2 protein-coding genes are annotated in these 2414 nt (G+C 73.2%); both read right to left on the bottom strand.

The window, feature by feature from the left end; all coding sequences use genetic code 11:
* Window positions 1-208: 208 nt before the first annotated feature.
* Window positions 209-1489 carry a hypothetical protein gene (locus ACE3Q3_RS23935; protein ID WP_374450303.1) on the bottom strand — a complete coding sequence of 427 codons (1281 nt, stop codon included), beginning with the start codon at window positions 1487-1489 and terminating at the stop codon, window positions 209-211.
* 19 nt (window positions 1490-1508) lie between these two features.
* A complete protein-coding gene (locus tag ACE3Q3_RS23930; RefSeq protein ID WP_374450301.1) occupies window positions 1509-2213 on the bottom strand; it encodes a hypothetical protein in 705 nt (234 codons plus the stop codon).
* Between the last annotated feature and the right edge of the window lie 201 nt (window positions 2214-2414).

The raw sequence follows: 2414 nt of genomic DNA, 5'->3' as shown, positions 1-2414 counted from the left end.
GCGCGCCGCGCAGCGAGCAGTCGAGCGACGCCGGAGCCGCTGCACCGCCTTCCGCGCGATCCAGCGCGCGTTCCCGGAAAGCGTGTCGATCCGCCGGACTTGGTATTATCCCAGACAGCAAATAGTCGCAAGATTCCAGGCGACCTTCTCTTTTCGCGAGAATCGCCCACTGCATTCGCCGCGCGATCGAAAGTATCAGGCCCGTCGGTCATCCCGCGCGGGTGAGGGCGGCGTCCGATCCGGCCGCCACGCGGCCCAGTCCGCGCCGGGCCGCTTCCAGCGGTCCCGACCAGTCGCCCGGCCGATCCTGGCGCAGCATGGTCATGGACCGGTACCACGGCGGCCGCGGCCGGCCGGCGATCCAGTAGGGGGTGATCGGCGGGCCGCGATGGACGAGGGTCCACGTCGGCACGCCGAGCGCGCCCGCCATGTGGACGGTGCTGTTGCTCGACGAGACCACCAGGTCGAGGGCCGCCACCTGCGCCGCGAAACCGTCGAGATCGGCGAGCGGGTCGATCCCGGGATCGCGGAAGAGCCGCCCGTCCCCGCCGCCCGCTCGCGCGCCATATTGGAGATCGACGAAGACGAGGCCGGGCACGGCCAGGAGCGACGCCAGGGCGGCCGGGGCGAGCGACTTCGCCTCGGCGAGCGGGGTGTTGCGGCTCTCCCAGGCGATGCCGACGACGGGTCCCTGGCCGAGCGCGCGATAGCGCGCCCGGAGCGCGGCCGCCCGGTCCCTGTCGGCCCGCAGCCATGGCGCCGCGGCCGGCACCTGGTCCGGCTCCAGCCCGAACCAGGCCGGCAGGTCACCGAGGGCGGAATGGGCGACGATCGCCCGGTCGGCGGTCGCCGGATGCGGCGGCCAGGCGCGGGCGACGACCTCGACGGCGGGGAAGGAGCGGGCGAAGAGCGGCACCAGCCGGGCATCGACCTCCAGCACGACCTGGAATCCGGTCGCTGCCAGGGCCGGCAGGAGGGCGACGTGCCGCAGGTCCTCGCCGATGCCCTCGTGGCTCCAGACCAGGAGGCGGCCGCCCGGACGCCGCCGCTCCGCCAGGGGCGGATAGGGCGCGGGGCGCTGCCGCACCCGCGGATGGCGGCAGCGCCACGCCGCGTGCGGCCAGGCCCGGCGCCACTCGCCCTGCGTCAGCAGATCGACCGCGATCGACCAGTGGATTTCGGCCGGGTCGGGCACGAGCGCGACGGCGCGCCGGTAGGCGCGTCCGGCGCGCGGATCGTCGAGTGCCGCCCGGAGGTCGCCCAGGTTGACCCAGCCGGCCGCCGCCTCCGGCGCAAGGCGGACCGCCCATTCGAGCAGCTCCGCCGCCTCGTCGACCGCCCCGCGGCGCCACAGGAGGCGACCGAGATTGGTCGCCAGGACCGGATGCGGGGAGCGCCCCTGCCCCGCCCGCAGTTCCGCGATCGCGCCTTCGACATCGCCCGCGGCCAGTCGCCCGGCCGCGGCGGCGTCGACCTCCGCCGCGTTCATCCCGGGCTCGGGGCCGCGCTCATTCGGCGGCGATCGGCTGCCGCCGGTAGTCGGCCTCCTCGGCGAGCCACAGGTCGCCGTAGGCGACGTCCTGCCATTCCTTGAACCAGGGCCCGCCGCGGGTGTAGTGGACGGCGCCGGGCAGCCCCTCGGCCGGCGGGCGGCTCCAGCCCTCGAGCCAGTTCCAGCGCTCCGGCACGGCGCCGATCAGTTCGTCCGGCAGCCACTGGAAGCGGTGCAGGAAGGCCCCCGATTCGCGGCTCACCAGTTCCGGCGTCAGCACCCGGTTGGCCGGGTGGCCGCAGTTCCAGAGCATCAGGCTGCTCCAGTTCTTGCGCGGATAGCGGGTCTGCGGCACCCCGTCCATCTTCCAGCTCTCGGTCGGCTGGTACTCGTGGTGGACGCACATGACGGCGAATTTCGGATCGGCCAGCCGGGCGAGGCCGGCGATGTCGTCGAGCCAGAGGAAGTCGCAGTCGACGAAGAGCGCCCAGCCCTGGAAGTCCCGCAGCCGGGGCACCAGGAAGCGCGTGTAGGTGAACTCGGTCGAGGCGAGCGGATCGGCGTCGCGCGTGTAGAGGCCGGCGGCGCGCAGGTCCGGCTGGCGGATCGGTTCGACCGCGACGGGGATCGAGGCCCGCTTCAGAAGCGAATGCCGGCAGACCTGGTAGGCGATGTCCTCCCGGCTGTCCCAGCCGACCATCACGGGAAATGCGTCCGTCATCCGATCCTCGATTGCCCGCAAAGGGGCGCCGTGGCTTCGCTCCCTCTCTAGTCCATGGCGCACCGGGACGCCACTGGTGGCCGCCGCGACAAAAAGGAAGGGCCGGGGGATTTCTCCCCCGGCCCCGGGTCGCGTTCGCTCGAAGACGTCGTCTCAGATGATGACGAAGTCGCCCGAGTTGTTGCCGGCCGGACCCTCGTT

It is taken from the genome of Allostella sp., assembly GCF_041913585.1.
Taxonomy (GTDB): Bacteria; Pseudomonadota; Alphaproteobacteria; order ATCC43930; family Allostellaceae; genus Allostella.
This window is presented reverse-complemented; position numbering and strand designations above follow the sequence as displayed.